The organism is Massilia mucilaginosa (genome assembly GCF_011682145.1).
GTDB lineage: Bacteria > Pseudomonadota > Gammaproteobacteria > Burkholderiales > Burkholderiaceae_D > Telluria_A > Telluria_A mucilaginosa.
On record NZ_WHJH01000041.1, the window covers coordinates 40963 to 62978 of the forward strand.

At 65.2% G+C, this 22016-nt stretch carries 20 protein-coding genes; 9 read left to right on the forward strand and 11 right to left on the reverse strand.

Annotated elements, in window-relative coordinates; genetic code table 11:
- Positions 1 to 29: 29 nt before the first annotated feature.
- Positions 30 to 443, forward strand: a complete 414-nt coding sequence (locus F2P45_RS24825; RefSeq protein WP_166880853.1) for a DUF4124 domain-containing protein — start codon at positions 30 to 32, stop codon at positions 441 to 443.
- Between the two features lie 38 nt (positions 444 to 481).
- Here F2P45_RS24825 and ppc read toward each other — a convergent pair whose 3' ends face one another.
- Complete coding sequence (ppc, locus tag F2P45_RS24830; protein WP_166880854.1) at positions 482 to 3292, reverse strand: phosphoenolpyruvate carboxylase; 2811 nt, start codon at positions 3290 to 3292, stop codon at positions 482 to 484.
- Positions 3293 to 3449: 157 nt separating this feature from the next.
- Between ppc and hemC the strand changes: the two genes are divergently transcribed.
- The 5 genes from hemC (at position 3450) to ppa (ending at position 8373) form a co-directional block, all read left to right on the forward strand.
- Positions 3450 to 4472, forward strand: a complete 1023-nt coding sequence (gene hemC / locus F2P45_RS24835) for a hydroxymethylbilane synthase (RefSeq protein WP_267877378.1) — start codon at positions 3450 to 3452, stop codon at positions 4470 to 4472.
- A complete protein-coding gene (locus F2P45_RS24840) occupies positions 4465 to 5235 on the forward strand; it encodes a uroporphyrinogen-III synthase (protein WP_166880856.1) in 771 nt (256 codons plus the stop codon). Before hemC ends, F2P45_RS24840 begins: the two co-directional genes overlap by 8 nt.
- A complete protein-coding gene (locus F2P45_RS24845) occupies positions 5232 to 6419 on the forward strand; it encodes a uroporphyrinogen-III C-methyltransferase (RefSeq protein WP_166880858.1) in 1188 nt (395 codons plus the stop codon). The genes F2P45_RS24840 and F2P45_RS24845 overlap by 4 nt, the downstream gene beginning before the upstream one ends.
- Position 6420: 1 nt before the next feature.
- Entirely contained in the window at positions 6421 to 7617 is a 1197-nt protein-coding gene (locus F2P45_RS24850) for a heme biosynthesis protein HemY (RefSeq protein WP_166880860.1), read from the forward strand.
- 210 nt (positions 7618 to 7827) lie between these two features.
- Positions 7828 to 8373 (forward strand): inorganic diphosphatase, encoded by a 546-nt coding sequence (gene ppa / locus F2P45_RS24855; RefSeq protein WP_166880862.1) that lies wholly within the window; start codon positions 7828 to 7830, stop codon positions 8371 to 8373.
- Between the two features lie 92 nt (positions 8374 to 8465).
- Here ppa and F2P45_RS24860 read toward each other — a convergent pair whose 3' ends face one another.
- From F2P45_RS24860 to F2P45_RS24905, 10 genes are all read right to left on the reverse strand, one after another.
- The gene (locus tag F2P45_RS24860) at positions 8466 to 9905 is read right to left on the reverse strand and encodes a PA domain-containing protein (protein ID WP_166880863.1); all 1440 of its coding nucleotides are present in this window, start codon (positions 9903 to 9905) and stop codon (positions 8466 to 8468) included.
- Complete coding sequence (locus F2P45_RS24865) at positions 9895 to 10275, reverse strand: post-PEP-CTERM-1 domain-containing protein (RefSeq protein WP_166880865.1); 381 nt, start codon at positions 10273 to 10275, stop codon at positions 9895 to 9897. Before F2P45_RS24865 ends, F2P45_RS24860 begins: the two co-directional genes overlap by 11 nt.
- A 22-nt stretch (positions 10276 to 10297) precedes the next feature.
- On the reverse strand, positions 10298 to 10960 hold the full coding sequence (locus tag F2P45_RS24870; RefSeq protein WP_166880867.1) for a choice-of-anchor J family PEP-CTERM protein: 663 nt from the start codon (positions 10958 to 10960) through the stop codon (positions 10298 to 10300).
- Positions 10961 to 11202: 242 nt separating this feature from the next.
- Positions 11203 to 12285 carry a branched-chain amino acid ABC transporter permease gene (locus tag F2P45_RS24875; RefSeq protein ID WP_166880868.1) on the reverse strand — a complete coding sequence of 361 codons (1083 nt, stop codon included), beginning with the start codon at positions 12283 to 12285 and terminating at the stop codon, positions 11203 to 11205.
- Positions 12286 to 12294: 9 nt separating this feature from the next.
- Complete coding sequence (locus F2P45_RS24880) at positions 12295 to 13323, reverse strand: branched-chain amino acid ABC transporter permease (protein WP_166880891.1); 1029 nt, start codon at positions 13321 to 13323, stop codon at positions 12295 to 12297.
- Positions 13324 to 13364: 41 nt separating this feature from the next.
- The gene (locus tag F2P45_RS24885; protein ID WP_166880870.1) at positions 13365 to 14090 is read right to left on the reverse strand and encodes an ABC transporter ATP-binding protein; all 726 of its coding nucleotides are present in this window, start codon (positions 14088 to 14090) and stop codon (positions 13365 to 13367) included.
- Positions 14091 to 14094: 4 nt separating this feature from the next.
- Positions 14095 to 14877, reverse strand: a complete 783-nt coding sequence (locus F2P45_RS24890) for an ABC transporter ATP-binding protein (RefSeq protein WP_166880872.1) — start codon at positions 14875 to 14877, stop codon at positions 14095 to 14097.
- Positions 14874 to 16067, reverse strand: coding sequence for a substrate-binding domain-containing protein (locus F2P45_RS24895; RefSeq protein ID WP_166880874.1), 1194 nt, complete (start codon positions 16065 to 16067; stop codon positions 14874 to 14876). The genes F2P45_RS24890 and F2P45_RS24895 overlap by 4 nt, the downstream gene beginning before the upstream one ends.
- A 63-nt stretch (positions 16068 to 16130) precedes the next feature.
- A complete protein-coding gene (locus tag F2P45_RS24900; protein WP_166880875.1) occupies positions 16131 to 17078 on the reverse strand; it encodes an alpha/beta fold hydrolase in 948 nt (315 codons plus the stop codon).
- Positions 17079 to 17080: 2 nt separating this feature from the next.
- Complete coding sequence (locus F2P45_RS24905) at positions 17081 to 19387, reverse strand: TonB-dependent receptor (protein WP_166880877.1); 2307 nt, start codon at positions 19385 to 19387, stop codon at positions 17081 to 17083.
- Positions 19388 to 19654: 267 nt separating this feature from the next.
- Between F2P45_RS24905 and F2P45_RS24910 the strand changes: the two genes are divergently transcribed.
- The 3 genes from F2P45_RS24910 to F2P45_RS24920 all read left to right on the forward strand — a co-directional run.
- Positions 19655 to 20569 carry a LysR family transcriptional regulator gene (locus tag F2P45_RS24910; protein ID WP_166880878.1) on the forward strand — a complete coding sequence of 305 codons (915 nt, stop codon included), beginning with the start codon at positions 19655 to 19657 and terminating at the stop codon, positions 20567 to 20569.
- A gap of 16 nt (positions 20570 to 20585) precedes the next feature.
- Positions 20586 to 20819 carry a transcriptional regulator gene (locus F2P45_RS24915; protein ID WP_166880880.1) on the forward strand — a complete coding sequence of 78 codons (234 nt, stop codon included), beginning with the start codon at positions 20586 to 20588 and terminating at the stop codon, positions 20817 to 20819.
- A 347-nt stretch (positions 20820 to 21166) separates the two neighbouring features.
- On the forward strand, positions 21167 to 22016 hold an 850-nt coding region (locus F2P45_RS24920; RefSeq protein ID WP_166880882.1), incomplete at its 3' end, for a hypothetical protein.

Sequence of the window (22016 nt, forward strand, 5' to 3'; positions counted from 1 at the left end):
GGTGCTCAACGACAACCATCGAACCCCCCATGCCGACACGTCCGTTTTACCTCGCCCTGCTGGTCGCCGCCGTCCACGCGGGCGCCACCGCCCAAGTCATCAAGTGCACGGATGCGGGCGGGCGCACCACGTACCAGAGCACGCCTTGCGCCGCAGTCCAGGGCGCTCGCGAGCAGAAAATGGCCGCGCCCGGGCAGAAGTCCGGCAGCGCGGCAGCCCCGGCGCCGGCAGCGCCGGCGCAACAGACCGAGCTGGACGCCCTTAACCAACGGATGCGCGTGCGCATGTGCGAAATACACCGCATCTCGCTCAAGCGCTTGAAGGAGTCCGACACCATGCTGGTGCCGAATGGGAATGGGAATGGGATTGTGAAGGCGGACGCCGCGCGCCGGGCGAGCGAAATCGCCCAGGCCGAGAAAAGGGTTGCCGATACCTGCAAATGACAGGCGGCGCGCCGTGCAGGCGCGCCGCCTGGCAGGGCTTAACCTGTGTTGCGCAGGCCGGCCGCCACGCCGTTGATCGACAGGTGGATGCCGCGGTGAACCCGCTCGTCGACCTTGCCCGGTTCGCCCGACAGCGCGCGGTGGCGGTGGATCAGCTCGACCTGCAAGTGGTTCAGCGGATCGAGGTAGGCGAAGCGGTTCTGGATCGAGCGCGCCAGCAGCGGATTGCCGGCCAGGCGTTCATGCGCGCCGGTGATCATCTCCAGGCAGCGCAGGGTGGTGCCGTGTTCGGCCGCGATGCGCTTGAAGATGCGCTCGCGCAGTTCGACGTCGGCCACCAGCCCGGCGTAGCGCGAGGCGATCGCCAGGTCGGTCTTGGCCAGTACCATGTCCATGTTCGAGAGCAGGGTGGCAAAGAACGGCCACTCCTTGAACATGGCTTGCAGGGTCGCGATTTTGTCGTCGCGATTGCCTTCTTCGATCCATTGCGTGATGGCCGAGCCGAAGCCGTACCAGCCCGGCAGCAGCAGGCGGCACTGGCCCCACGAGAAGCCCCACGGAATGGCGCGCAGGTCTTCGATGCGCTTGGTCGACTTGCGCGAGGCCGGGCGCGAACCGAGATTGAGTTCGGCGATTTCGGCGATCGGCGTGGCCGAGAAAAAGTAGTCGGTGAAGCCCGGCGTTTCGTAGACCAGGTTGCGGTAAGCCTTGTAGGCGCGCTCGGACAGGTCGGCCATGATGGCTTCGAAGCCGGCCAGCTGCTGCGCCTTGGCGCCTTCGGCCGCATGCGGCATCAGGCTCGCCTCCAGGGTGGCCGCAACCAGCAGTTCCAGGTTGCGGCGGCCGATTTCGGCGTTCGAGAACTTGGAGGCGATGATTTCGCCCTGTTCGGTCAGGCGGATCTGGCCATTGACGGTGCCCGGCGGCTGCGCCAGGATCGCCTCGTACGACGGTCCGCCGCCGCGGCCGACGGTGCCGCCGCGGCCGTGGAACAGGCGCAGCTTGACGCCGGCGTCGGCGAACACCTTGACCAGGTGGATTTCGGCCTTGTACAGCTCCCAATTGGACGTGAGGAAGCCGCCGTCCTTGTTCGAGTCCGAGTAGCCGAGCATGACTTCCTGCAGCTGGCCCTGGTGCGCGATCAGTTCCTTCACCAGCGGCAGCGCCATCCACTCGTTCATGATGCCGGCCGCGCGCTGCAGGTCGGGAATCGTTTCGAACAGGGGAATGACCATGGCGTCGAGCTGCTTGTCGCGCGCGCGCAGCAGGCCGGTTTCCTTCTGCAGCAGCAGTACCTCCAGCAGGTCGGACACGGTCTCGGTATGCGAGATGATGTAGTTGCGGATCGCGCGCTTGCCGTAGCGCTGGCGGATATCTTTCGCCGCGCGCAGGATCGCCAGTTCGGACGCGGTTTCCTCGCTCAAGTCGGCGTACGGCGAATACAGCAGGCGCGGTTGCGCCAGCTCGGCCAGCAGCAGCTGGACCTTCTGTTGTTCGGAGAGTTTGGTGTAGTCGGCTTCGACGCCGGCGCCGGCGAACAGTTCGGCCAGCACGCGTTCGTGCACGTCGGAGGTCTGGCGCATGTCGAGCGAGGCCAGGTGAAAGCCGAAGATGGCGGCGGCGCGCTGCACCGTGGCCAGGCGCGGCTTGATCAACAACTGGCCATGATTGGCGCGCAGCGACTCGGCCAGTACTTTCAAGTCGGCGCAGAAGTCAAAGGCATCGCCGTACGGCGCGGCGTGGCCGACTTCGCGGCGCATGATGTTGGTCGCGCCCAGCGCGCGCGCGGTGGCGGCCAGCCGTGCGTAGATGCCGATCAGGGCGCGCCGGTATGGCTCGTCGCTGCGGTGCGGCGACTGGTCGGGCGAGGCGTCGGCCAGCGCCTGCAGGGCCGGGCTGGCGCCGACCATCAGGGTCGAAATCGACAGCTCGGCGCCGAGCGCGTGCACTTCGTCGAGGTAGAAGTCGAGGATGGTGGTGGCCTGGCGCACCAGCGCGTGCTGCATGGTGCCGGCGTTGACGTTCGGGTTGCCATCGCGGTCGCCGCCGATCCAGCTGCCCATCTGGACGTAGGAGTTGTCGGTCAGGGCAGCCTCGCCATCCGGATAGTGCGCGGCGATTTCTTCTTCGATGTCGTCGTACAGGCCGGGCAGCTCGTGCAGGAAGGTGATGCGGTAGTAGGACAGGGCGTTGTCGATTTCGTCGGCCACGGTCAGCTTGGAGTAGCGCAGCATGCGCGTCTGCCACAGGGTGGCGATGCGCGAGTGCAGCAGCGCCATGTTGGCCACCCGTTCGCGCGGGGTCAGCGGCAGGTCGCGTTCGGCCAGCAGGCGCGCGATGTCATGCTCGGCGTCGAGAATGCTCTTGCGCTGGACTTCGGTCGGATGCGCCGTCAATACGGGCGCGATCAGGGCGTCGCCGAAGAAGGTGCGCACGGTGTCGCTGGCGACGCCGGCCGCTTTCAGCTTGGACAGCGCGAAGCTCACGCTGCCCTGTTGCGGGGCCGAGCCGGCCAGCAGGTGGGCGCGGCGGCGGCGGATGTGGTGCTGGTCTTCGGCGATGTTGGCCAAATGCGAAAAATACGAAAACGCGCGCACCACCGAAATGGTTTGCTCGCGCGTGAGCTTGTGCAGCAGGGCGGTCAGGTCCTGGCCGGCCTGGGCGTCGTCTTCGCGCCGGAAGCGCACCGCCGTCTGGCGGATGGTCTCGACGACATCGAAGACGGCTTCGCCCTCCTGATCGCGCAGCACGTCGCCGAGCAGGCGGCCGAGCAGGCGGATATCTTCTTTCAGCGGGGCGTCCTTGTCGAGGAGGGGAGGGTTTTCTTGTGCAGCGGATGAATTTACCATGTTGGACCACAGAGTTAAAGTTGGTGCAAAGGCTTCTGGCCAGGTTCTGCAAAGGGGACGCATGATAAAATTTGTGATCTTATGCATGTGCCGATGACTGCCATAACCGGTTTGAGGTTTTACGACAGTGAAAGAATCCGTTTTGAAAGCAACTGAATTGACTGGTACGCCTTCGCGTCCGCAGCAGCCCTCCAAGCTCATTATCGCTTCGCGCGAAAGCCGGCTCGCCATGTGGCAGGCCGAGCATGTTCGCGCGCAATTATCTTTATTATATCCGCAGTGCAGCATCGAGATTCTGGGAATGACCACCCGGGGCGATCAGATCCTGGACCGTACTTTATCAAAGGTCGGCGGCAAGGGTCTGTTCGTCAAGGAACTTGAGGTGGCCATGGCCGAAGGACGCGCCGACCTGGCCGTGCATTCGCTCAAGGACGTGCCGATGGACTTGCCCGAAGGCTTCGAACTGGCCGCCGTGCTGGAACGGGAAGACCCGCGCGACGCCTTCGTGTCGAACGATTTCGGCAGCCTGGACGAGCTGCCGCCGGGTGCGGTGGTGGGCACCAGCAGCCTGCGCCGCCAGTCGCTGATCGCGGCGCGCTATCCGCACCTGGTCATCAAACCGCTGCGCGGCAATCTCGATACGCGCCTGGGCAAGCTCGATCGCGGCGATTATGCCGCCATCATCCTGGCTGCGGCCGGGCTCAAGCGTCTGGGGCTGCCGCAGCGCATCCGCTCGCTGATGGACCCGGCGCACTCGCTGCCGGCGGCGGGGCAGGGCGCGATGGCGATCGAAATCGTTTCCGGCCGCACCAATGGCATCGACCTGCGCGACGTGCTGGCGCCGCTGAACCACATGCCGACGGCGCAGCGGGTGGCGGCCGAGCGCAAGGTGTCGAAGGTGTTCGGCGGCAGTTGCCAGATTCCGCTGGCCGCGTTCGCCACCATCGAGGGCGACGTGATGCACCTGCGCGCCATGGTGGCCACGCCGGACGGCAAGCGCAGCGCGCATGCCGAACTGCGCGGGCCGGCCGACGATCCTGAACTGCTCGGCCAGCAAGTGTCGGACCTGCTCGACACCCAGGACGCGCGCGCGATCCTGGCCGAGTGCAAGGCCGATGCCGCCATCGGGGACGCCGCCGTAGCGGACGCCGCGCCCGTGGCGCCCCCGGCCGATGCCTGACCCCGTCATCATCACCCGTCCGCTGGCGCAAGCCGGCGCGCTGGCCGAGCAGGTGAGGGCGCTCGGGCGCGAGGCGGTGCTGCTGCCGCTGCTCGACATTTCGCCGCTGGACGACCAGGGGCCGCTCAAGGCGGCGCTGGCCGGCATGCACGACTGCGCCATGGTGGCCTTCGTGTCGCCCAACGCGATCGATGCGGCGTTTGCCCACATCACCGTGTGGCCGACCTGGGTGACGGTGGCGGTGCTGGGCGAGGGCAGCCGGGCGGCGCTGGAGCGGCATGGGATCAACAACAACACGGCGACCATCGTCAGCCCGCGCGATCCGACCCGCAGCGACTCGGAAAACCTGCTCGACACGCTCGACCTGGCGGCCCTGGCCGGCCAGAAAGTGCTGATCGTGCGTGGCGAAAGCGGGCGCGAGCTGATGGCCGACGGGCTGCGCGCGGCCGGCGTGATCGTGGTCACCGTGCCGGCCTACCGGCGCAGCGTGCCGCTGCTGACCGATGCCCTGGCGCAGCAGCTGCGCACGCTTTTGCAAGGCGATAACGACTGGATCATCACCAGTTCCGAAGCCCTGCGCGGCCTGGTGGCGCTGGTGCGGGAGATGGGCGATCCCGCCCTTGTGGAAAAAATGCAACAACAGCACCTGATCGTGCCGCACGCCCGTATTGCCGAGACGGCAAGCTCGCTGGGCCTGGGCCGGTTGACGCTGTGCGGATCAGGCGACGAACGTTTGCTTGCCGCGTTACAATCACGAGCATGAACGAATTGCCTACATTACCTGAACACAACGCAGCGCCCGGCGCCGCACCCCAGCCAGCTCCCGCGGACCAGTACAGTGCGCCGCCGGCGCGCGTCGCGCGCGGCGAGAGCATGGGCGAGATCTTGCAGCGTCCGATGACGGTGGTGGTGATCCTGCTGGCGCTGCTGCTGGCCGCGCACGCCTGGTCGACGCGCAGCAATCTGCTCAAGCTGCGCATGGAAATGGCCAACCGCCTGCAAAAGGGCGAAGTGGTCAATACCGAAACGAGCGTGCTGGCGCGTACCGTGCAGGACCAGACCAAGGACTTGCAGGCCAAGGTGAGCCTGCTCGAAAACCGCCAGGTCGAAGCCCAGAGCCAGCAACTGGCGCTGGAACAGCTGTACCAGGATTTGTCGAAGAACCGCGACGAGTGGGCGCTGGCCGAAATCGAACAGGTGCTCTCGACCGCCAGCCAGCAGTTGCAACTGGCCGGCAATGTGCAGGGCGCGCTGATCGCGCTGCAAAACGCCGACCGTTCGCTGTCGCGCTCGGACAAGCCGCAATTCATCACGATCCGGCGCGCCATCGCAGGCGATATCGACAAGCTCAAGGCCTTGCCGGCGCTGGACCTGACCGGTGTCGCGCTGCGCCTGGACAACGTGATTACCCAGGTCAATACGCTGCCGATGCTGGCCGACGAAAAACCGGCGCTGCCGGCCAAGCCGGCCCGGGCGGCCAAGGTGGCGGCCGCGCCGGTGGCACTCAAGCCGGGCGTGGCGGGCGCGGCCGATGCGGTGGTGGTCCCGGCCGTGGCCAAGGACACCATGCTCGACAAGGTCCAGGACGTGTGGCAGAGCTGGACCGGCGAAATGTGGGATGAAATGCGCCAGTTGATCCGCGTGCGCCGCGTCGACACGCCGGAAGCGCTGATGCTCTCGCCCTCGGAAACCTACTTTGTGCGCGAAAACGTCAAGCTGCGCCTGCTGAACGCGCGCATGGCGCTGCTGGCGAGGAATGAAGTCGCCTTCCGCAACGACCTGGTGGCGGCGCAGGATGCGCTGGCCAAGTATTTCGACACGCGCGCCGGCAGCACCCAGACCGCGCAGGCGCTGCTGCGCCAGGTCCAGGCCAGCAATCTGGCGATCGAGATGCCATCCCTGTCCGACAGCCTGAACGCCGTGCGCAACTACAAGGCGAAGCCATAACATGCGTCTTCTTCTCTGGTTAGTCGCGCTGATGGCAGCGGCCATCGGCATTGCCGTGACGGCACGCTTCAATCCGGGCAACGTGGTGTTTTTCTACCCGCCGCACCGGATCGACATGTCGCTCAATTTCTTCGTGGTGGTCGTGGCGCTGCTGTTCCTGGTGGTGTACGCGCTGCTGCGCGCCGCGCGCGCCACCTTCGGCATGCCGGCCCGGGTCGCCGCCTACCGCAAGAGCAAGCGCGAGCGCGACGGCAACAAGGGCTTGCGCGATGCGCTCAAGGCCCTGTTCGAAGGCCGTTTCGGGCACGCCGAAAAAGCCGCCATGCGCGCCGCCGAACTGCCCGAAAACGCCGGCATCGCCGCCCTGATCGGCGCCCGCGCGGCGCACCGCATGCGCCAGGGCGCGCGGCGCGACAACTGGCTGGCCGGCGTGGTGCACGACAATGCGCTGAAAACCGCGCGCCTGATGACCATGACCGAACTGCTGGTCGACGATCACCAGCCGCACGCGGCGCTCGACGCCGTGGCCGAACTCAATGCCAGCGGCACGCGCCACATCCATGCGCTGCAATGGTCGATGAAGGCGCACCAGCAAGCCAAGAACTGGCCGGAAGTGCTGCGCCTGGTGCGTTCGCTCGACAAGCACAAGGCGCTGCATCCGGCCTTGTCGGCGCGCCTGCGCGAGCTGGCGTATGACGCCTTGCTGTCCGACAGTTCGCACGACGCCGAATCGATTTTGCGCGTGTGGTCGACCGTGCCGACCGCCGACCGGGTGAAACCGTACGTGGCGGCGCGCGCCGCGGCGGCCCTGAACGCGCGCGGCTTGCATGATGAAGCGCGCGCCAGCGCCGAGGAAGCGCTGCGCGCCGACTGGGACGACCGCGTGGTGCGCGCCTACCGCGAGTCGGCCGCGCAGGCGGGGTCGCCGGCGCTGCTGGCCCAGATCGAGCATTGCGAAGCGTGGATGAAACAGCGCCCGACCGACGCCGAACTGGCGCTGACCCTGGGCTCGCTGTGCCTGAAACAGAAACTGTGGGGCAAGGCGCAGCGTTACCTGGAACAGGCCTTGTCGGACGCGACCGAGCCGCGCATGGTGCGCGAGGCGCACTTGAAGCTGGCGCAGATGCACGAAGCGCTCGGACAGCAGGAAGAGGCGAACGCGCATTTCAGGCAGTGTGCGCTGGCGAGTATTTTGTAGGCGTGTGATGAAGACCGCTAGCCTGTAGACCGTCCAAGACCGCTAGCCTTTTAGGTTGGCGGTATTACCACTTAGCTCACCGATTCCGCATGCGTTAGAGCAAGTTTCTCGGGTTTGCCTGAACTACCGTGCTTGCTGCAATGCACAAGCCTGCATGAAATGTCGTTATAATGTCGGCCATTGACCCCCTCAGCAATCTAAGGATATCCCATGAGTTTGAATAAAGTCTCCTCCGGCCGCGACGTGCCGAACGATTTCAACGTGATCATCGAAATCCCGATGAATGCCGATCCGATCAAGTACGAAGTGGACAAGGAATCGGGCGCGATTTTCGTCGACCGTTTCATGGGTACCGCCATGCACTACCCGTGCAACTACGGCTACGTGCCGAACACCATCGCCGATGATGGCGACCCGTGCGACGTGCTGGTCATTACCCCGTTCCCGCTGATCCCTGGCGTCGTGGTTCGTTGCCGCGCCATCGGCGTGCTGAAAATGACCGACGAAGCCGGCGGCGACGCCAAGGTGCTGGCCGTTCCTGTCGATAAGATCCTGCCGATCTACAAGCACTGGCAGAAGCCGGAAGACATGAACGAACTGCGCCTGCAGCAGATCCAGCACTTCTTCGAGCACTACAAAGACCTGGAGCCAGGCAAGTGGGTCAAGATCGAAGGCTGGGGCGGTCCTGAGGATGCCAAGGCAGAAATCATGGGCGGCATCGCCGCTTACGATAAAGACATCGCCGCCAAGGCGTAAGCCTTCACCCGCCGTTGCCAACGGCAGCGGCGGGTTCAGGTAGTACGCCGACGCGCTCCCCAGGGAGCGCGTCGTGCGTTTACAGCGCCGTTTTACCAGCCAATATCCTGCAACAAGGGAAAGGTCAGGTCATGCGGCGGAATCACATCGTGCGCCAGGCCGGGGTTGATGGACGGCTCCATCAACTGGTTCGGCCTGGTGTCGACCGAGTAGTGCGACACCGACGAGCCCGGCGAGTATTCTTCGGGGCTGTACATGCGCACGCGCCGCACCCAGTCGGTACCCGCCAGTTTGTCGGGATCGACGCCCAGGCTGGCGATCACGCCCGACGAGGTGCGCGAACGCCGGTACATCGCCGTCTTGAGCTGCTCGCCGGTAGCCTTGTCGATACGGACCGCCGGGATGCGCACGGCCGGGTCGCTGCCGCCCAGCGGGCTGACCGGATCGCCGGTGTTTTCCATCACCACCATGCCGCGCGCTCCCGCATTTTGCAAAATGCGCGCCTTGGTCACGAAGGGGCAGGCGCCGCGGTCGACCAGGGCGATATTGCCGCGCACCGCCATCGCGTTGGCCGGACTGAGCGGGGTGCAGGCCAGGCCGCTGCCGTTGGCCTGGTCGATCAGCGGCATCAGCTCGCCCGTCACCGCGTTTTGCCCAAGTGGCGGCCCGAACGAGGCATCGCCCACCGGGTGCTTGCCGCCGGCCCGGCCCGCCGCCATGCCGCTGATGAGCAGTTGCGGCTCGGGCGAGAGGATCCGCGCGGCGGCCTTGTAGACGCGCTCGCCGTTCCACGACAGGGTGGCGCCGCCGATGGCCGACAGGCGCCGCTCTTCATCTTTCATGTTGACCCAGGCTTTGTTGTTGCGGATATCGACCAGGAAGTGGTCCCAGATCGATGGCGTGCCGTAGAAAAACTCGCCGGTGCCCTCGTCGGTGAAGTTCTGGAAGCCCAGCCCATGCGCCAGTTCGTGCAGCAGCACGGCCACCAGGTCGATTTGCTCGCCGGCCTGGCGGTCGAGCCCGAGGTAGAAGGGCGAGCCGGGCAGGCAGTCGGGGAACAGGCCGAGACGGGAATTGAAGCGCGCGCGGATGTGCGCTTCGCCCGGCGTCGCCATGTCCTTGCCCGCCAGCTTGCTGGCCAAGGCCCCCGGATACCAGGTGTCGGCCTTGGGCGCGCGCGGAAAATCGGAAAAGACTTCGACGGCGCCGGCCGAGCCGAGTACGGCGCCCCCGGCATTGCAGGCGAGCGGCTCGAACGAGGCGGCCACCCTGACCGGGACCGGGCTGGTGATGGTGCGGGCCCAGATGTCGGCCGCGTGCTGGAACGCAATGAGGCGTTGCGCACCGAGCGTACGCCCGCTGTTGCCGCCGACCGGCTGCGCCGGCGTGGGATCGTTGAAGCCCACGTTGGGGGCATTGCCGTTGACGATGGTGATGGTGATGGTGGTGGCGGCCACGGCGGCGCCGACGGTGCAGCAGGCGAGGGCGAGCGCGGCGGCGGCCTGGCGCAGGAAGCGGTGTTTATTGCTCATGCTGGCGCTCCCCGGCTGGCTTGGCAGCATCATGATGGGTGGCATGCCGGGCGGCGCTTTCGCCTTCCACGCAGTGCTGGACCAGCTTGCCGTCGGGCGTGCGCGACACCACGGAATACACCATGCCGCGCTCGCCGAGGCTCACGCTGCGGGTGCCGTCGGCACGCACGCTGGCCTGCGGCTGCGGAGGCGCCACTTGCGGTTGCGGCAAGGCGGCGCGCATGGCGCGCAGCTCGGCGGCGGTGGCCGGACGCAGCTGCCCGGATTGCTTGTCGCGCACCACGGCCATGCCATCGGATTGCTCTGCCGCCACGGCTGCCGTCGACAAGGCGGCCAGCGCGCAGCAGGTGATCAGGGTTTTACTGAACATATCGGGTTTCTCCTGGATGGATTCACGTTAGCTGCCGGCGCCGAAGCACGACCAGGGCGCCCAGGCCGGCCAGCAGCATCAGATAGGTGCCTGGTTCGGGCACCGTGGTAACTAAGACAGCGTCGATGCCGATATAGTTCGCCGCCGAGGCGTCGCCGACGTAACGAAATGCGAATCGCCCCTGGCCGTTGTAGTCGATACTGGAAATAACTTGCTGCCAGACAGTGGGATAGTCGGAGATGCCGCCCAGCACGCCGAGCACCGTGTTGAAGCCGCCGGTCTCGCTGCCCGTGCCGGCGGAAAAGCGCACCTCGAGCGTGTCGCCGAAGCCGCTGGCGCTGGCCGAGCGCGTGAAGAACGACACTTCGCTGGGACCGATCAGGCTCACGACCGGCGTGATCAGCCAGTTGTCGACGCTGCCCATGCCGTTTTGCGCGCTCAGGTAATTGGCGGCGACGTAGGACGACGCCGGACCGGACGGGGCCGGGAAGACCCCGGGGTTGCCCTGCGACCAGGCCAGGCCCGGCGGCACGCTGTTGTTGACGCGTAGCCAGTTATTGAGGGTGCCGATGTCGTTGAATTCTTCGTTGAGGACGACGATGGGGACGCTGGTCTGAGCGACGGCGGGCAGCGCGGCGGCCATGGCGATGCTCGCCACGGCAATCAGGTTTTGATGGGGTTTCATGGTCGTTCTTTCAGCAATTGCCAGAAGGATGGCGCTTCACTCGCGCTGGCAGGCGCGAGGCCACGGTTGACCCCATCATAGGAGTGGGCGGGGCGGCGGCATTGATGTGCGCTTAAAGAACGGGGGGCGTTTTCAGGCTATTCCGGGGAACTTAACTGAAGAAGCGTGGCGAAGTTTGATGGAGCGGGGGAGGCGCAGCAAAAAGAGCGTCCCTGCGAGCGCAGGGACGCCGCAAGGATCGATCAGTGGGCGCCGCTGCGCGCGGCGAGCCTGCGCAAACGCAGTTTGCCGACAATGCCGATCGGGAAGAAGTAGATCGACAGCACGAACAGCACGCCCAGCCACAGCATCCAGCGGTCCGGATGCAGGGCCTGGGCCAGCACGGGCACGCCCTCCAGCGCGGCCGAGCCTTGCGCCATCAGCGACTTGAGATAGTTCTGGGCGATGATGAACAAGGTGGCGCCCACCACCGCGCCGTACATGGTGCCCATGCCGCCGATCACCACGATCAGCAGGATGTCGGTCATGACCTCGAAGCCGAGCATGGTTTTGGGGCCGACGTAGCGCAGCCACAGCGCCATCAGCGCGCCGGCCAGCGCCGCCACCAGCGCCGCCAGCACATTCGCCCAGATGCGGTACAGCACGGTGCGGTAGCCCAGCGCCTCGGCGCGGAACTCGTTTTCGCGGATCGCTTGCAACACGCGCCCGAACGGCGAATTGACCAGCCGCAGCAGGAACAGGAACAGCAACAGGCAGCCGCCGAACACGATGTAGTACGTGATCAGCTTGCCGTCGATGGCGCGCCCGAACAGCTCGCTTTCAAACAGGCGAAAGCCCGGCGTGAGCAGTTCCGGCACGCTGAAGGTCTTGCCGTCTTCGCCGCCGGTCAGGTCGGACAGTTGCGAGGCCAGCACGGCGAACGAGGCCGCCACCGCGAGCGTGATCATGGCGTAGAAAATGGCGCGCACGCGCAGCGCGAACAGGCCCACCACCAGGGCCAGCGCCAGGGTCAGCAGCAGGGCCAGCGCGATGCCGATCAGCATCGCGCCCCAGGTCGGTTCGCCATGCGAGAGCCCCAGCCCGACGCCGTAGGCGCCGATGCCGAAGAACATGGTGTGGGCGAAGGACACGATCCCGGTGTAACCGAGCAGCAAGTCGTAGGAGGCCACCAGCACGATGTAGACGCAGATGGTGGCGGCGGTGTTGAGCGGACGCGCGCCGCTGGTGATGAAGGGCGCCAGCGCCAGTCCCAGCAGGATCAGCAGCAGGGTGGCGGACAGGGCCCGGCTGCGCGGCATGTCGCCGGATAACAATTGATTGAGCATGGAATGTCCTTAGCGCCGCAGGTTGGAATACAGGCCGGCCGGGCGCCACAGCAGGATGGCGATCATCAGGGCAATGTTCGACACCAGCGCGAATTTGGGCAGCAGAAAGCCGGCATAGTTGGCCACCAGCGCCATCAGCAGCGCGCCGATGAAGCAGCCGCCGACCGAGCCCAGGCCGCCGATGATGATGACGATAAAGATCATCACCATCATCTCGCCGCCCATGGCCGCGTTCAGGGTTTCCTTGTACAGGCCCCAGAGCACGCCGCCCAGGCCGGCCAGCGCCGAGCCGGCCGCGAACACGGCCACGAACAGGCGCCGGATGCGGTAGCCCATGGCTTCGACCATCTCGCGGTTTTCGACGCCGGCGCGGATCAACAGGCCGACCTTGGTGCGGTTGAGCACCAGGAACATGGCGACGAACACCACGAGGCCGATCACCACCGCCACCAGCCGGTACTTTTCGACGGCCGCGTCGCCCAGCAGCACCGCGCCGCGCAGGCTGGCCGGCAGCGGCAGGGGAATCTGCTCGGCGCCCCAGATCACGCTGATCAGTTGTTCGGCCACGATCATGCCGCCCATCGTGATCAGGATCTGCTTGAGATGCTGGCCGTACACGGGCGCGATGATGATGCGCTCGAAGGCCCAGCCGAGCAGGGCGGTGGCAAGCATGGCCACCGCGATTGCCAGGCCAAGCACGCCCAGGTTGATCAGCAGAGAATCGACGTCGAGCCAGCCGCGCATGGGAATCAGGACCATGGTGGCGGCATAGGCGCCGACCGAGACGAAGGCGCCATGGCCGAAGTTGAGCACGTCCATCAGCCCGAACACGAGCGTCAGGCCGCTGGCCATGATGAAGATCATCATGCCCATCGCCAGGCCGGCGATGGTCAGGGTGACCCAGGTGGGAAAGCTGCCCACGAGCGGCAGCATGAGCAGGATCAGGGCCGGCACCAGCAGCAGCGGCGCGAGGTCGCGCCTGGCTGCCGGCAAGGGCGCGTCGTTGGATGCGGCCGGCAGGGCCGTGGCCGCGCTCACCGGAGGCGATTTGGTGGTCACGTGGTTGGTCTCCGTGTTCATTATTGATGTGCGCTCAGCGAAAGCCCGAGCAGGCGTTGCTGCAAGTTGTCGTCCTCGACCAGTTCGCGCATGGCGCCGGCGTGGACCACTTTGCCGTCGTCCATCACCGAGACCGTGTCGCCCAGATGCCGGACGAAGCTGAAGTTCTGCTCGACCAGCAGGATGGTGGTGTCGGTTTGCTTGAGTTCGCGAAAGGCGGCGATCAGGCTCTGGATGATGGCCGGGGCCAGGCCCTTGGTCGGTTCGTCGATCAGGATCAGCTTGCGCGGCTCGACGATGGCGCGGGCGATCGCCACCATCTGCTTTTGCCCGCCAGACAAATTGCCGGCCGGGTAGTGCCAGAATTTGCGCAGCGCCGGAAAGAAGCCGAAGATCCATTCCACGCGCGCCTCGTCGAGCGGCCCGTTGCGCGCCGCCAGGTACAGGTTCTCGCGCACGGTCAGGTCGGAAAACACGGCCATCGATTCGGGCACGTAGGCAATGCCGAGCTGGGCGATGTCGGGGGTGGGCAGGGCGGCGATGTCGCGTCCGTCGAAGCGCACCGTGCCGGCGGACGCTTTCCATAGCCCCATGATGGTGCGCAGGGTGGTGGTCTTGCCGGCCCCGTTGCGGCCCAGCAGCACCGACAGGCCGCCGCGCGGCACCGTCAGATCGACCCCTTGCAGGATGTGGTATTCGCCGATGTGGGTGTGGACCCCGCGCAGTTGAAGGATCGGATCAGGCATAGGGTTAAGCATGCTCGGGCGTCCCCTCGGGTGTCCCCAAATAGGCTTCCTGGACGATGGCCGAGGCCATCACCTCGGCCGGATTGCCGTCGGCCACCAGGGTGCCGTTGTGCAGGACGATGATGCGGTCGGCCAGCGAGCGCACCACGTCCATCTTGTGTTCGACCAGCAAAATGGTCTTGTTGCGCTCGGCCTTGACCTGGTGGATCAGGTCGAGCACGACCGGCACTTCGTCCACGCTCATGCCGGCGGTCGGTTCGTCGAACATCATCACGGAGGGCTCCAGGGCCAGCAGGATCGCCACTTCGAGCTTGCGCTTGTCGCCGTGCGACAGGGCCGCCACGCGGGTGTCGCGCCGGCCGGCCATGGAGACCCGTTCGAGGTAATGGTCGGCGCGCACGATCAGGTCCTGGTGGCTGGACCAGCGCGAGAACATGTTCATGCCGATCCGCGCCCGGCTCTGCACCGCCAGGCGCACGTTTTCGGCCACCGTCAGGTGCGGGAACAGGTTGGTCAGCTGGAAGGCGCGCCCGATGCCCAGCGCGGTGCGTTTGGCCGCGCCGTGACGGGTGATGTCGGCGCCTTCGAGCAGGACCGTGCCGGAGGTGGCCGGCAACTGGCCCGACATCAGGTTGAAGTAAGTGGTCTTGCCGGCGCCGTTGGGGCCGACGATCACGGTCAGGGTGCCGGGATAGAAATCGGCGCTGACCTGGTTGACCGCCACGTGCCCGCCGAAGCGAATGCTCAGCTCGCGCGTGGACAGCGACGGCATGGCCGCCGGCGTCATCGCTTGTTCCTCACCGGCAGCGGCAATTCGCTGGCCGGGATTTCGCGCACCAGTTCCAGCAAGTCCCACTCGTTCTTTTGATCTTTCTTGATCTTGAAGTGGTACATCGACTGCAGCGCCTGGTGGTCTTCCTTGCGGAAGGTCATCTTGCCCTTGGGCGTCTCGAAGTCCATGCCTTCCATGGCCGCGATCAGCTTTTCGGTCTCGCCCGAATTGGCTTTGGTGAGCGCGGTGACGACCGCGCTGGCCGCCGCGAAGCCGCCGGCGGTAAACATGTCGGGCGGCCCCTTGAAGCGCTTGCTGTGCTCGGCCACGAACCAGTCGTTCATCTTGTTCTTCGGGAAGCCGTGATAGTAGTAGATGGTGCCCTGGGTGCCGCCGAAGTTCTTCCAGGTTTTCATCACCGGCAAGATGTTGCCGCCCGGCGACAGGATGACGCCGTAGCGCTCCGGCTTCATGTCGGCCAGCTTGTTCATTGGATTCGGTCCGGCCCAGACGATTTGCAAGAGGCGCGGCTCGGGCTTGTTCTTCAGGGCGTCGAAGATGCGCTGGGCCGGCGCCGTGAAGTCGGTGGTGCTCTGGGGCGCGTACTCCTCGTGCACCACCTGGGCCTTGCTGCCGGTGGCGGCCAGCGCTTCGCGGCCGGCCTTGACCGCATCCTTGCCGAAGGCGTAGTCCTGCGCCAGGAAGGCCACGCTGCCGGCCTTGAGCGTGCTGGCGGCGGCCAGCGCGTCCTGCATCGAGCTGCGCGCGGTGCGGAAGATGTAGCGGTTGAACTTTTCGCCGGTGATGGCGTCGGCCACGGCCGGTTCGATGATCAGGATCTTCTTGTATTCCTGCGCCACCGGCAGCATGGCGATGGCCGAGCCGGACGAGGTGGTGCCGACCGCAATGTCGGCCTTGTCGTCGCCGTAGGCTTCGGCCAGCAGGGTGCGGCCCAGGTCGGGCTTGCTCTGGTCGTCCTTGACGATCACCTTGAGTTTACGGCCGTTGATCTCCATCTTGCCGCCCGTCAGGTACTCAAGGCCCATCATGAAGCCGGTTTCGGTTTCCTTGGCATAGGTTTCCAGGATGCCGGTCTTGCCGGCGATGAGGGCGATTTTCAGGTCGGCCGCGGCCAGCGCGGGCGTTGCCAGGGTGGTCGCGAGGGTGGCCAGGACGGCGGCTGCCAGGGTGTTCAATTTGTACATCGTGTCTCCTCTTGGGATGGCTGTTTTATAGGTATATGGCGGGGCCGGGGTGATTGCACCGGTTCAGTCGACCTGCGCCAGGAAGCGTTCGATCGCCTGCCGCGCCGGCGCTTCGGTCAGCATCGGCGCGTGGCCCACGCCGGGCACTTCGGCGTACTGCATGCGCGGTGCGGCGCGCTGCATGTAGCTGGCCTGTTCCGGCTCGACCAGGTCCGACAGGCTGCCGCGCACCAGCAGGGTGGGGCGGTTGCGCGCCAGGCGCCGGAACGCCATGCGCGAGGTCCACGACGACGGTTTGAGCTTGCCGTTCTGCAGGGGCAGGGCGATGTTCGGGTCGTAGCGCAGCACCAGGTGGCCGGCATCGTTTTCGGAAAATGCACGGCGCGCCCACTTGTTCCACTCGGCCATGTCGTTCGATGGAAAAGCCGGCTGGTTAATGTCGCGCATGTACTCGGCCGCCTGTTCCCAGGTCAGCATGGTGGCGCCCTTGCCGGCGTAGGTGGCGATGCGCGACAAGCCTTTTTGCGAGATCACCGGTCCGACGTCGTTGAGGATGGCGGCGGCGATCAGTTTCAGGCGCCGCAGCGCCAGGGTCATGGTGATGATGCCGCCCATCGAGGTGCCGACGAACACGGCGCGTTCGATGCCCAGGTCGTGCGCCAGCTTGATCACGTCGCCGGCGTAGACGGCCGGGTTGTAGTGGGCCGGGTCGGGGTCGCGCGCCGACTGGCCGCGCCCGCGCACGTCGAGCGCCAGCACGCGCCGCCCGAGGCTGGCAATCCACGGCGCCAGCTCGTCGAAATCGCCCGAGTTGCGCGTCAGCCCGTGAATGCAGATGACGGGCAGGCGCGCGCGTCCGCCGTGGCCGGGATAGTCGCGCGCGTACAGGGTCAGGCCATCGTCGCTGAGGTAGCTGACGTCGTTGAATTGCCGGACCCCGTGCGCTTCGTTGGTGGCCTGGGGGAAGTGGGCGGCGTGGACGCCATCGTGTTCCTGCACCTGGACTTCCATGCTCAGAACCGGTATTCGAGGGTGGCCGAGACGGTGCGCGGGGCGCCGTAGAAGGCCGTCAGCACACCCTCCCTGCCGAGGTTCGGGAACACGTAGCCGCCGGTGCGATAGCGTTTGTCGCCCAGGTTCTTGCCGTGCAGGCCAGCGCGGATCTTGTTATCCATGCTGGTCCAGACCAGGCTCAGGTCGTACAGGGTGTAGCCCGGCTGGTCGAGCACCGAGGCGTATTCGAACTGGCTGGTCTCGTCCTTGTAGGAGGCGCTGCCGCTGATGCTGGCGGTGCCGCCGCGGCCCATCAGCGGCAGGGCAATGTCGTAGGTGGCGCGCAGGTTGGCCGAGTTCTTCGGCGTGTTCTGGAAGAAGCGCTCGCCGGCCACGTTGACCAGGGCCGGCACGCCGCCCACCAGTTGCGAAGTCAGGAACTGCGTGTATTCGGCGTTGATGTGGCTGTACATGCCGGTGACGCTCAGGGCATTGCTCAGCTTCGCGCTCGCTTCGAGTTCGACGCCGCGAATCTTGGCCTTGCCGGCGTTGGTGGTCACGCCGGCGAAGCTGTCGGGGCGGCCGTCGTTGTTGGTGTCGACCTCCACCGAGCCGGGAATCTGCACATCCTTGTACTTGCTGTCGAACAGGGCGATATTGGTCAGGATGCGGTTGTTGTTATAGGACGACTTGAGGCCCAGTTCGAGCGTGTCGATGGTTTCGGGCAGATAGCCGGCGCGCGCGGTGGCGTCGCTGATCCTGGTGCCCACCACGTTCATGCGCGGATCGAAGCCGCCGCCCTTGAAGCCGCGCGCCCAGCTGGCGTAGAGGTTCTGGTTGGCGCTGGCCTTGTAAGCCATGCCGACCTTGGGGGTGAACTTCTTGTCTTCGCGTTCCAGTTCGCCACGGGTGAAGTCGGTGTCGGTGCGGAACAGCACGGCGCTGGCGTTGCCCATGCCCGGCGAGCCGTTCAGGCCCAGGTAGATCTGGCGCAGCACGCTCGCTTCGCGCTTGTCGATCGTGTAGCGGCCGCCCAGCGAAAAGCTGAGCGCCTCGTTGTATTTGTAGTTGGCGTCGGCGAACACGGCCCAGGCCTTGGTGTCGATATCGCCCAGGGTGTAGGTCGAACTGGGGAACGCGCCGGCCAGCACGGTGTCGAAGATGTTGTAGGCGTTGGCGTCGATGTAGTACACGCCGGCCACGCCCTGGACCTTGTCGCCGGTGTAGGTGAGCTGGAATTCCTGGCTGAACTGCTTGTTCTTGTACAGCGCGGGCACTTCGAAGTCGACCACCGACAGCGAGTCGAAGTCGATCGGCGCGTACGATTTGTCGCGGCGCGAGGCGGTGACCGACTTGACGCTCAGTTGCGGGCTGAGGGTGTACTCCAGCAGCGCCGACCAGCCGTGGGCGCTGACCTCCTGCTCCTGCCCGAGCGCGCGGGTCAGGTTGGCGCGCGTGTCGTACACGTTCGCCAGGATCGGCGCGCCGCTGGTGCGCCCGAGCGTCACGCGGTGGCCGTTGCGCGGGCTCGAATCGTCTTGCGTCGCGTCGGCCGCGAGGCGGATGAACAGTTCGGGGGTGGGCGTCAATTCCGCCGACAGGCGGCCGGCGGTCATGTCCTTGTCGTAGTTGTGGGCGCCGGTGACCAGGTTGCGCCCGTAGCCGTCGCGCTTGAAGCGGGCGATCGAGCCGCCCACCCGCACGCTTTCCGACAGCGGCGTGCTGGCCGTGAGCACCGCTTCGCGCTGGCTGTAGTCGCCCAGGGTGAGGCGGGCGCGGATATCGGTCTTGGAGCCGAGCTTGCGCGTGACGTACTTGACCGCGCCGCCGATGGTGTTGCGGCCGTACAGGGTGCCTTGCGGGCCGCGCAGCACCTCGATGCGCTCGACGTCGTAGATGTCGGTCACGGCGGCCTGCGGGCGGGCCAGGTAGATATCGTCGAGGTAGATGCCGACGCCGGCTTCGAAGCCGGCCAGCGGGTCTTGCTGGCCGACGCCGCGAATGAAGGCGGTCAGGGTCGAATTGGTGGCGCGCGAGGCCTTGAGGGTGGTGTTCGGAATCGACAGGGCGAGGGCGGTGATGTCGGGGGTGCCCTGCTTGGAGAGCTGGTCGCCGCCGAACGCGGTGACCGAGACTGGCACGTCCTGCAGGTTTTCAGGGCGGCGACGCGCGCTGACGGTGACCACGCCGGCGTCCTGGATGGTTTCGCCGGCCGGAGGGCCCGGCTCGGTCTGCGCCTGTGCCGAGCCCAGCGCGCCACCGGACAGGGCCAGCACGGCGCAGGCAATACGATGTAAGGGAAAATGTCGAACGGTGGTCATGCGCATGGTGTTTGTCTCCTGGAATTTTTTTGGACAATGCGGTAAGCCGGAAATGCAGCCTTGCAGTGTGCCCCCATTCGACTTTGCGCGAAAGATAACGAAACGCCCAAGCACTGTGCAAAAATGCACAGTGGTGGTTTATACAACTTATCGTTTTCGCAGCAGCTAGTTCCAGGGGGAGTTTGCGTTTTAACAATACATAAAAATCAAAAGATTGCGTGTGCGGTGTGCACTGGTGCACAATATTCCCTGTGAATATCCGACATTGATTCCATGAATACCTTGCCTGAATGGACAGACCTGCGTTTCTTCCTGGAGCTGGCGCGCGCCGGTACCTTGTCCGGTGCGTCGCGCCGGCTGGCGGTCGAACACACGACCGTGGCGCGCCGCATCGACCGCCTTGAAATCCAGCTCGGCACCACCTTGTTCGACCGCAGCCGCGAGGGCTACGAGCTGACCGAAATGGGCCAGGCGCTGCTGCCGCACGCCGAAGCGATGGAGAGCGCGGCGCTGGCCGCCACCGAGCAGCTGGGCGGCACCGAAGTGGCGGCGCACGGCGTGGTGCGGCTCGGCGTGCCGGAAGTGTTCGGCGTGCGCGTGGTGGCGCCGCTGCTGGTCGGGCTGCTGCAGACGCACCCGGACCTGAGCATCGACCTGCTGGTGCTGCCGCGCTTTGCCAACCTGGCCAATCGCGAGGCGGATCTGGGGGTGATGCTCGATCCGCCCAGCACCGGGCGCTACATGATCACGCGGCTGGCGTCGTTCCGTTTCTATCTGTACGCATCGCCCGCGTACCTGGCGCGCCATCCGCCGATCCGCGAGCACGCCGACCTGGCGCGGCACGACTTCGTCGATTATGTGCAGGACCGGCTGGCCAGCCGCGAGCTCAGCTATCTCAACGAATTGGGGTTCACGCCGAGGCGCAGATTGTGCTGCACCGGGATGACCGCGCAGGTGGAGGCGGCGGCGCTGGGAATGGGCTTGATCATGGCGCCGCCGTACGCGGTGCCGGACGATGGACGGCTGGTGCCGGTGCTCGACCAGTTTTTCGCGGAGCGTTCGTTCTGGCTGGCCGCGCCGACCGATCTGTACCGCTTGCAGCGGGTCAGGGCGGTGTGGAATTTGCTCAGGGAGTATTCGGACCGGCAGCCGTCCTTGTTTGTGCATGGGCGGGAGGAGCGGCGGTGATCTTTAGGAGGGAAGCATGATCAGGAAAAATGTCGAGCAGGCGGGGAAGCGTGAGACCTTTCGCCAGGCTACGATCAAGGCTTGGGAGGAATATGAGAGCACCGGGATGCATGTCACGGCTGAGGAAGCTGACGCGTGGCTGGAGGCGCTTGAAAACGGCAACGACGTAGAATCGCCTGAAGGCCAGGTCTGTGCAACATCTTCGTCGAGCGCCTGTGGCGCAACGTTAGACACGAAGACAAGCACCTAAACGGTACGCTACGATGGGTGATATGGCGGTCGGGCTGACCAAGATAGCGCTGTGCACTGCACGCAGTGGCATCACAATAGTTTGAAAATAGTCCCCCTGATTTATTTCGTTGACTGCTTCGTCTGGCGGCTTGCTGCTGGATGAATTAAGAAAAGAAGCATGAGAAAACGCGACATCTTTGTTGACAACTACCGGTACCTTGTTCAGGCCAATAACCATGACGCCGAGGCTGAGGTGGGGTGCGGCCTGTCTCGTAATGGAGCCGGAGAATTGGTCAGGTCTCAGGCAGAGTGGCTCTTATAAAACACAATGCTATTCTCCTGTCACGATAACTTTTATGGGCCGCTATGAATGTCACGCACCATTTCGCCATGCTCAGCCTGGCCGTTTGCTCACTGGTCCAGGCGTTAGAAGTTCCCAGCATCGTCGCGCGGGGTCAAAGAATCGCCATCGGGGATTCGTCCGACAGTGTGGTAGCCATTTTGAAGAAGACCGACATGGTGAGCCAGGATGTCGAGCAGACACCGACGGGGATGAAGGTAACCAAACACTTCAAGGTGGACGGGAAAAAATTTGTCCTCGTCTTAGCTCGGGCCACGCAAGTCGGTCCTTACACCGTATCCAAGATTGACGATATCAGCACTCCGCCAGTTGCAGGGGGCGTCGTCAAGGGCGCGGCGCTTGCCAGTGCACGCGTCTTTGAAGCGACCGAGTTCTACCGCAAGAGCGCGCCCAAGAAGGACAACTGGGCACTCAAGACGGGCGGGATGAATTATGAGTATGAATTTAGCGACCCCGAAAATTCCTCCAGTTCGACAGGCGTATCAATCACCGAATCGACGTCTGGCCCGTCGTCCGTGTCGGTCGCTTGGTACGGCACCTCGACACTGTTACCGGCGCGCCTCACCGAAACCAAGGAAACCCTTTTGCGAAATGTTCTGAGGAATGCGGCACCTGGTGTGAAGCCGGACGACATCGTGGCGTATATTCGGAAAGTCGGCGCGAAAAGGTTTAGCGGTGGCTCCCGAGCAATGCCGCGCACCTTGATCGCGGGCATGCGCGTTTACAGCGTAAGCGGTCTATTTACCCCACCTTCCATTGCTAATTTTCGGCATCCAGAATCGGTACTCCATCAACTCAGGAGTCACGAACATGCAAGAGCCAACGAAGCACGAACTCTGGCCGGCGCGCCTGCAG

Bases quoted from the DNA above. Each gene is read 5' to 3' on its own strand.
- F2P45_RS24825 (WP_166880853.1), top strand. From the start codon at position 30: ATGCCGACACGTCCGTTTTACCTCGCCCTGCTGGTCGCCGCCGTCCAC.
- ppc (WP_166880854.1), bottom strand. From the start codon at position 3,292: ATGGTAAATTCATCCGCTGCACAAGAAAACCCTCCCCTCCTCGACAAG.
- F2P45_RS24840 (WP_166880856.1), top strand. From the start codon at position 4,465: ATGCCTGACCCCGTCATCATCACCCGTCCGCTGGCGCAAGCCGGCGCG.
- F2P45_RS24845 (WP_166880858.1), top strand. From the start codon at position 5,232: ATGAACGAATTGCCTACATTACCTGAACACAACGCAGCGCCCGGCGCC.
- F2P45_RS24850 (WP_166880860.1), top strand. From the start codon at position 6,421: ATGCGTCTTCTTCTCTGGTTAGTCGCGCTGATGGCAGCGGCCATCGGC.
- ppa (WP_166880862.1), top strand. From the start codon at position 7,828: ATGAGTTTGAATAAAGTCTCCTCCGGCCGCGACGTGCCGAACGATTTC.
- F2P45_RS24860 (WP_166880863.1), bottom strand. From the start codon at position 9,905: ATGAGCAATAAACACCGCTTCCTGCGCCAGGCCGCCGCCGCGCTCGCC.
- F2P45_RS24865 (WP_166880865.1), bottom strand. From the start codon at position 10,275: ATGTTCAGTAAAACCCTGATCACCTGCTGCGCGCTGGCCGCCTTGTCG.
- F2P45_RS24870 (WP_166880867.1), bottom strand. From the start codon at position 10,960: ATGAAACCCCATCAAAACCTGATTGCCGTGGCGAGCATCGCCATGGCC.
- F2P45_RS24875 (WP_166880868.1), bottom strand. From the start codon at position 12,285: ATGCTCAATCAATTGTTATCCGGCGACATGCCGCGCAGCCGGGCCCTG.
- F2P45_RS24885 (WP_166880870.1), bottom strand. From the start codon at position 14,090: ATGCCTGATCCGATCCTTCAACTGCGCGGGGTCCACACCCACATCGGC.
- F2P45_RS24890 (WP_166880872.1), bottom strand. From the start codon at position 14,877: ATGACGCCGGCGGCCATGCCGTCGCTGTCCACGCGCGAGCTGAGCATT.
- F2P45_RS24895 (WP_166880874.1), bottom strand. From the start codon at position 16,067: ATGTACAAATTGAACACCCTGGCAGCCGCCGTCCTGGCCACCCTCGCG.
- F2P45_RS24900 (WP_166880875.1), bottom strand. From the start codon at position 17,078: ATGGAAGTCCAGGTGCAGGAACACGATGGCGTCCACGCCGCCCACTTC.
- F2P45_RS24905 (WP_166880877.1), bottom strand. From the start codon at position 19,387: ATGCGCATGACCACCGTTCGACATTTTCCCTTACATCGTATTGCCTGC.
- F2P45_RS24910 (WP_166880878.1), top strand. From the start codon at position 19,655: ATGAATACCTTGCCTGAATGGACAGACCTGCGTTTCTTCCTGGAGCTG.
- F2P45_RS24915 (WP_166880880.1), top strand. From the start codon at position 20,586: ATGATCAGGAAAAATGTCGAGCAGGCGGGGAAGCGTGAGACCTTTCGC.